This window comes from Vibrio sp. 10N.222.55.C6, from assembly GCF_041473395.1.
Taxonomy (GTDB): domain Bacteria; phylum Pseudomonadota; class Gammaproteobacteria; order Enterobacterales; family Vibrionaceae; genus Vibrio; species Vibrio crassostreae_C.
In genome coordinates, this window is sequence record NZ_JBFRSD010000986.1 from 1 (window position 1) to 279 (window position 279).

A 279-nucleotide genomic window follows, 5' to 3' on the forward strand; every position below is an offset into this window, starting at 1 on the left:
GGGAATATTTGTCGATTGTTCAGAGCAAGTTGTTAATTTTAATGATTTTTATGCGTCAGTGATGAATGTGCCAACCATCGACACGCTGCAAGTTCTTAATGAACAAGAGCTAGGTGTTCACCTGAACTTCTATCCTGCTTTGTTCGATGGTAAGAAGATTGACAATACAGACATGTCGAATGCGATTAACCACATTCGTTCGGCATTAAAAAATGGTGGCTTCTACCAAGAGAATAAAGCTAACTTTACAAAATGGAACATTGAGTTTTCAAATAAGAC

At 37.3% G+C, this 279-nt stretch carries 1 protein-coding gene; it reads left to right on the forward strand.

The genetic code is table 11. The annotated features are described in order from the left end of the window. A partial coding sequence (locus tag AB4486_RS27185) for a hypothetical protein (protein WP_372119895.1) occupies positions 1 to 279 on the forward strand: 279 nt, incomplete at both ends.